The sequence below is a fragment of the Calidithermus terrae genome (assembly GCF_003574345.1).
In the GTDB taxonomy this organism is placed as follows: domain Bacteria; phylum Deinococcota; class Deinococci; order Deinococcales; family Thermaceae; genus Calidithermus; species Calidithermus chliarophilus.
Genome location: NZ_QXDL01000229.1, coordinates 1 through 5,815 on the forward strand (window position 1 = coordinate 1; position 5,815 = coordinate 5,815).

The window sequence follows — 5,815 nt, forward strand, 5'->3', positions numbered from 1 at the left end:
ACCCGCCCCCACCGCCGGTAACTCCCCAGGTAGACCAGATTAGGCCCGTGCTGCGGCTTCAGCTCCTCCCGGCAAGCCCGGCACAGCCCGCCCAGGTCGAGCCTCCCTCCACACCCCGGGCAGCGCATCCCCAGCAGGGCCTCCAGGAACGGCGACATTCTGGAGTAATTCTGCCACAAAGGAGCGGTCAGCTATCAGCGGTCAGCCCTCAGCCGTCAGCTTGTGGCTCGTGTGGGTATCCCCCCCGGCCCCCCTTGCTAAGGGGGGTGAAGAAAGGGCGTTTTGCGTAGGACGTACGACGTAAGACGTACGACCCGCGCCCAGCGTCTGGCGTTTAGCGTTCGGCTATCAGCTATCAGCTACCGACGCTTGCCGTCCCGCGCTCCTCGCCAACGCCCGCGGCAGCGACTCGTCGAAGGGCGGGTACAGCACGCCGTGCTCGGTGACGATGCCCGTGACGAGGTGGTGCGGCGTCACGTCGAAGGCGGGGTGGGCGGCAGGGAAGCCCTCGGGGGCGATGGCGACGCCGCGCACGGTGGTGACCTCGAGCGCGCTGCGCTCCTCGATGGGGATGTCCTCGCCGCTGCCGAGCCGGGGGTCTACCGAGGAGAGCGGCAGCGCGGGGTAGAAGGGGATGCCGTGGTAATGGCAGAGCACGGCGAGGCCGTAGGTGCCGATCTTGTTGGCGAAGTCGCCGTTGGTGGCCATGCGGTCGGTGCCCAGGATCACCGCGTCCACCTCGCCCTTGCCCATCAGGTAGGCGGCCATGTTGTCGGTGACGAGGGTGGCGGGGACGCCGGCCTTGTGCAGCTCGTAGGCGGTGAGGCGGGCGCCCTGGAGGTAGGGGCGGGTCTCGTCCACCCAGACGTGGGTCACGCGGCCCTGGCGGTAGGCCTCCACGATGGCCCCCAGCGCCGTGCCGTAGCCGCCCGTCGCCAGCGGGCCGGTGTTGCAGTGGGTCAAGACCTGGCCCTTGAGCACCGCCGCGCCGTGGCGGCTGATGGCCTGCTCGGTCTGTTCCACCTCCTCCCAGACGGCGCGGGCTTCACGGAGGGTGGCCTCGAGGTCGCCCCAGTGCGGCTTCATGCGGTCGAGGGCGTAGAAGAGGTTGACGGCGGTGGGGCGGCTGTGGCGCAGCACGCGGTCGGCCTCGGCGGGGTCCTCGCCGCTGAGGTGGGCCAGGACCATGCCGTAAGCGGCGGTCACGCCGATGGCCGGGGCGCCCCGCACCACCATGTCGCGGATGCCCGCGGCGGCTTCGGCCGCGGTGCGGCAGGGCACCCACACCTCCTCGAAGGGCAGCTTGCGCTGGTCGAGGAGCCAGAGGGTCGGCTCACCCTGGTCGAAGCGAAAGGGCAATAGGCGTGTCATGGGGTAAGCCTACCAGGCTCGAGGACTGCAATGGCTATCGAGTCATCGGGCGAAGTGCAGATGGTTAGGCGCGCTTTCGAAGTTTGCCACGTGCTCCCCCCGGACGGGAAACCCTTCCTCCATCTGCTGGCAATACTCTCCCTGAACACGACACCATCGGTTGTAGCGTACCGGGAGGGAAGCAGCCAGGAAGAAGCTGGGATGGTCCTGGACCTGAAAGTGCAAATGGGGCTCGGTAGAGTGCCCGGAATTACCACACTCTCCAAGCATCTGCCCCCGCAGCACCTGATCCCCAGGGCGTACTCTCAGGCTTCCCCGGCGCAGGTGAGCGAGGAGGCTGTACTCGCTATCCGCATGGCGTATCACCACGTAATTGCCAAGAATGCTCCAGGCTAAAGGGTCAATTATTCCTGGCCATGGGCAGTCGCGGTGACGGTTTTGGACTGCTACCACGATACCATCTGCCGGTGCCAACACCGGAGCCCCGAAGGCATGGTAATCCTCAACTCGCCGCCCGTCATGGCGATAGCTCTTCCCACCGTCATCAGTAATGACGAAATCGTAGGCGTAGCGCTGGCCTATGAGATCCCAGGAGTGCGAAGTAGACGCGTCTGGTCCACCATTGGCGACCCACCACACCCCCTTGAAAGGAAGGGTGTAGCTAACCTGCTGCCTGTACGCTTCTGCGGTGGGTGGGTGGAAGCGGTAGCGGGCTAAGGCTACGAATCCAGCGATAAGCTGGAGGAAGCCCGTTGCAAGGATAGGTGGGGAGATGAGGCTCAACGCTAAGCTTATAGCCGCCCTAGGATGCTGTCGCACTCGGCCTAGCCACTGTAGCAGCCATGTCAGGAAGTGCAGCAACATGAATCCGGTTGCAAGGTATAGGCCGAGTTTTATTGCCCACACTTTTTGAAGTTCCGGGACAAGGAATTCAAGCAGCAGGAAGTACAGCAGCGCTAGATAGAAAACCTTTTCCAACCACGGCGACGATCGCATTGTTCTACGATTGACTCCTGATGGGACAAGATTCGCCCTGACAGGTTCCTGCTGTGAGGCCATCCCGGAGATAGTTAACGGTGGGCGTACTCGGGCTGGGGCACCTCCCCGGCCCAGCGCACGAACTCGACCTCGCTCTGGCTGGGGTGCGCCGCCACCACCCGCACGCCGTAGACGTAGGAGCCGGGGCGGCTGGGGAGGTAGGTGCCGCCATAGACCAGCGCCTCGCGCTCGCGGCCCTGCGGCTTCAGCGCGACGACCTCGAGCTCCCCCGTGCCCCGGCGCACCACCAGCTCGACGCGCAGGGTGTCCTCGGGGAGCCCTTCCGCCACCAGGTAGGCCTTGACGGGCATGCCCTCGCCGTTGGCCATGGTGTCGCCGGGGTTGTCCACCCACAGCCGCACGTTGCCCCACGCCCGCTCGAGCTGGCCCTTCCAGTTGGCCAGCTCCTTGAGCTTCTCGGCGTTCTGGGCCTCGAGCGAGCGGGCGCGCTCGGCGATGGGGCTGTAGAACTTGAGGTCGTACTCGTGCACCATGCGGGCGGCGGAGTAGGTGGGGCCGCAGCTCTTGATGCTCTCGCGCACCATGGTCAGCCAGCCGCTGGGGGTGCCCTCGGCGCCGCGGGCGTAGAACAGCGGCAAGATCTCGAACTCGAGGGTGTCGTAGAGGCCCTGGGCGTCGGCGGTGTCCTGGGCCTCGTCGCTGGCGTAGGCCCGCTCGTCGCCGATGGCCCAGCCGTTGCGGGTGTTGAAGCCCTCGGCCCACCAGCCGTCGAGGATGGAGAAGTTGAGCGCGCCGTTGAGCGCGGCCTTCATGCCGGAGGTGCCCGAGGCCTCCATGGGGCGGCGGGGGGTGTTGAGCCACACGTCCACGCCCTGCACCAGGGTGCGGGCCATGCCCATGTCGTAGTTCTCCAGCAGGATCATGCGGTCCTCGAGGCCGAGTTCCTTGATCTTGGCGACGAGTTCCTTGATGAAGGCCTTGCCGGGGTCGTCCTTGGGGTGGGCCTTGCCCGCGAAGACGAATTGCAGCGGGTAGGGCCCGTTCATGATCTTCAGCAGCCGCTCGGGGTCTTTGAACAGCAGCACCGCGCGCTTGTAGGTGGCGAAGCGGCGGGCGAAGCCGATGGTGAGGGCGGCGGGGTCGAGCACCTTCTCGGTGGCGCGCAGGCGGGCGGGGACCTCGCCGTTGCGGCGACGGGTCTCGTAGAGCCGCTGGCGCACGTCGTTGACGAGGTGCAGGCGCAGCTTGTTGCGGATGCGCCACAGCTCCGACTCGCTCAGCAGCTCGGCCTTCCACAGGCCCGGCTCCCAGGGCTTATCCCGCCACTCCTTGGGGAAGACCCGGTCGTAGAGCTCGGCGAGCTCGGGGTGGAGGAAGGTCCAGGTGTGTACCCCGTTGGTGATGTGGGAAATGGGCACCTCCTCGACCTCCAGCCCCCTCCAGATGCCGTGGAACATCTCGCGCGAGACCGCCCCGTGCAGCTCGGACACCCCGCCCGCGGCCCTCGAGGTCGCCAGCGCCAGGTGCGACATCGAGAACACCGGCCCGTACTCCTTCTGCTCCAGCCCCAGCGCCAGGAACTGCTCGCGGCTGAGGTTGAGGCGGCCCCACCAGCCGTCGAGGTAGCGGTCGATGAGCTCGAGGGGGAAGGTGTCGTGCCCGGCGGGCACCGGGGTGTGGGTGGTGAAGAGCGAAGAGGCCGCGACGAGCTCGAGGGCCTCGCGGAAGGGCATCCCGGCCGCGACCCGCTCGCGCATGCGCTCGAGGCCCTGGAAGGCGGCGTGCCCCTCGTTCATGTGGAAGACCGTGGGGGAGAGGCCCAGCGCCCGCAGCACCCGCACCCCGCCGACGCCCAGCACCAGCTCCTGCTGGATGCGCGCCTCCTGCCCGGGCTCGTAGAGGCGGGCGGTGATCCGGCGGTCGTCGGGGGAGTTCTCGGGGAGGTTGGTGCTCATGAGGTAGACCGGGATGGCGCCCACCTGGGCCTTGTAGGCCGTGACGTGGACGGTGCGGCCGGGGAACTCCACGCCCACGCGCAGGGGCTTGCCCTCGAGGTCGTGCACGGGGGTGAGGGGCAGCTCGGTGGCGCTGTACTCGTCGTAGGCCTCGGTCTGCTGGCCCTCGGCGGTGAGCACCTGGCGGAAGTAGCCCTGGTGGTAGAAGATGCCCACCCCCACCAGGCTCAAGCCCAGGTCGCTCGCCGACTTGATGTGGTCGCCCGCCAGGATGCCCAAGCCGCCCGAGTAGATCGGCAGCGACTCGTGGAAGCCGTACTCCATCGAGAAGTAGGCCACCTCGTGCCGGTTCTTGGGGCGGGCTGCGAGGTACTTCTGGAAGGCCGAGACCACCGCCTCGACCTCGCCCTTGAAGGAGGCGTCCTGGGCGAGGCTTTGCAGGTGCTCGGGCTGGACCTCGAGCAGCACCTTGACCGGGTTGCCGCGGAAGCGCTTCCAAAGCGACGGGTCGAGGCGGTCGAACACCTGCTGCGCCGCCGGGTTCCAGCTCCACCAGAGGTTATAGGCCACCTCGCGCAGGCCCTTGACGGGCTCCGGCAGGGTGGGCATGGCTGTGATGCGACCCAGTACGTTCATGTCTGGGGGATTGTACCACCTTGGGCTAAACTCCAGGACGTAAACCGCCAACATGAAGGGCCTTTCTCCGGCGGGGACGCATAATTGTGCCGGGCGTTAACCTCGAGCACCCCGGCTTCACGCCCGCTTGACCTCAGGCCGTACACTCGGGGAGGAAATGGGGGAGATGGACGAAAAAGTTGCCCAGGCCCACCGCGCCCAGGACGCGCGGAGCGCGCGCTACCTCGAGCGCGCCGGCCTGCGCCCGAGCTGCCGGGCGGGCTGCGCGGCCTGCTGCCACGCGCTGGTGACGGTGGGGCTGGCCGAGGCCGAGTACCTGCGGGCGCGGCTGGAGCCGCGGGCGCTCGAGCGCGCCCAGGCCCAGGGCGCCCTGCGGCTGCAGCGGCTCCGCCGGGAGAAGAACACCCCGGACTTCCCCAGCCGCTACTTCGCCGAGGCCAACCCCTGCCCCCTGCTCACCCCCGAGGGCACCTGCTCGGCCTACGCCGCCCGCCCCCTGGCCTGCCGGGGCGTCCTCACCGACCTCGAGGCCCGCTACTGCGCCCCCGGCGCCGTGCCCGCCCTGCAGGGCGCCGAGCGCTCCGCCTACGAGGCCCGGCTGCGCCCCCACCACGGCCCCGAGCACTACCTGAGCAGGCCCTGGCAAAGCTCCGAGCGCCTGGCGCACGGCCTCTGGGAGCAGGAGCAAGCCCTCCGGGGCTTCACCGTGATCGGCGAGCTGGCCTCGCTGCTGTACCTGCTGGGCCGAGCGGACTTCCAGGAGGCGCTAAGCCAGGGCGAGAAAGCCGTCCGGGACTACCTGCAGGGCCTCGGGGTGCTGGGCGGGGAGTGGGGGTTTTGGGTGGGGTGAAAAG

4 protein-coding genes are annotated in these 5,815 nt (G+C 68.0%); 1 reads left to right on the forward strand and 3 read right to left on the reverse strand.

Going from position 1 to position 5,815, the window contains the following annotated elements:
- Positions 1–348: 348 nt before the first annotated feature.
- From mtnA to glgP, 3 genes are read right to left on the reverse strand one after another with little or no spacing between them, the layout of a single operon-like run.
- The gene (gene mtnA / locus Mterra_RS18045; protein WP_119316410.1) at positions 349–1,371 is read right to left on the reverse strand and encodes an S-methyl-5-thioribose-1-phosphate isomerase; all 1,023 of its coding nucleotides are present in this window, start codon (positions 1,369–1,371) and stop codon (positions 349–351) included.
- A gap of 42 nt (positions 1,372–1,413) precedes the next feature.
- Entirely contained in the window at positions 1,414–2,430 is a 1,017-nt protein-coding gene (locus tag Mterra_RS23705) for a M23 family metallopeptidase (RefSeq protein ID WP_119316411.1), read from the reverse strand.
- 11 nt (positions 2,431–2,441) lie between these two features.
- Positions 2,442–4,961 carry an alpha-glucan family phosphorylase gene (gene glgP, locus Mterra_RS18055; protein WP_119316412.1) on the reverse strand — a complete coding sequence of 840 codons (2,520 nt, stop codon included), beginning with the start codon at positions 4,959–4,961 and terminating at the stop codon, positions 2,442–2,444.
- A gap of 166 nt (positions 4,962–5,127) precedes the next feature.
- On the opposite strand from glgP, the gene Mterra_RS23515 reads away from it, so the two are divergent.
- Complete coding sequence (locus Mterra_RS23515) at positions 5,128–5,811, forward strand: YkgJ family cysteine cluster protein (RefSeq protein ID WP_275054803.1); 684 nt, start codon at positions 5,128–5,130, stop codon at positions 5,809–5,811.
- The last annotated feature ends 4 nt before the right edge of the window (positions 5,812–5,815 follow it).

Excerpts from the sequence above, each read along its gene's own strand:
- mtnA (WP_119316410.1), bottom strand. The coding sequence starts at position 1,371 with ATGACACGCCTATTGCCCTTTCGCTTCGACCAGGGTGAGCCGACCCTC.
- Mterra_RS23705 (WP_119316411.1), bottom strand. The coding sequence starts at position 2,430 with ATGGCCTCACAGCAGGAACCTGTCAGGGCGAATCTTGTCCCATCAGGA.
- glgP (WP_119316412.1), bottom strand. The coding sequence starts at position 4,961 with ATGAACGTACTGGGTCGCATCACAGCCATGCCCACCCTGCCGGAGCCC.
- Mterra_RS23515 (WP_275054803.1), top strand. The coding sequence starts at position 5,128 with ATGGACGAAAAAGTTGCCCAGGCCCACCGCGCCCAGGACGCGCGGAGC.